This window comes from Brevibacillus sp. LEMMJ03 (assembly GCF_007197875.1).
In the GTDB taxonomy this organism is placed as follows: Bacteria; Bacillota; Bacilli; order Brevibacillales; family Brevibacillaceae; genus Brevibacillus; species Brevibacillus thermoruber.
Window position 1 is genome coordinate 1 of record NZ_VKJN01000095.1, and the last position, 415, is coordinate 415.

Annotated in this window: 2 pseudogenes; one reads left to right on the forward strand and one right to left on the reverse strand. The window is 37.1% G+C overall.

The features are described from left to right. Positions 1-159, forward strand: a pseudogene (locus FOI68_RS22965) (transition state regulator Abh); the annotation flags it as partial. A gap of 36 nt (positions 160-195) precedes the next feature. Here FOI68_RS22965 and FOI68_RS22970 read toward each other — a convergent pair. Continuing rightward, a pseudogene (locus FOI68_RS22970) lies at positions 196-415 on the reverse strand (16S rRNA (cytidine(1402)-2'-O)-methyltransferase); the annotation flags it as partial.

A 415-nucleotide genomic window follows, 5' to 3' on the forward strand; every position in this document is an offset into this window, starting at 1 on the left:
ATCATTTTGAAAAAATACAAGCCAAATATGACTTGCGTAGTAACTGGGGAAGTATCTGACGACAACTTCAAACTTGCAGACGGAAAAATCATTTTAAGCAAAGAAGGCGCAGAAGCATTATTACAAGAAATTCAAAACCTTCTTCAACAATCAAAATAAAAAGTTTCTCTAGTTTTTTCTAGAGAAACTTTTTTCTTACTTATGGTAAGCGTCGTACACATCCCGTTTCGGCAATTGTCGATCTTTTGCTACTTGTTTAATCGCTTCTTTCGAAGTATATTGCTTCGCCTCTATGTAATAGTTGACATGTTCCACAATCGTTAAATCATCCCACCATACTGATTGTTCATCTGGCATATGATTCCCTTCCACAAGAAGGCAAAACTCTCCGCGCACTTCATGATGTTCTGCCCAA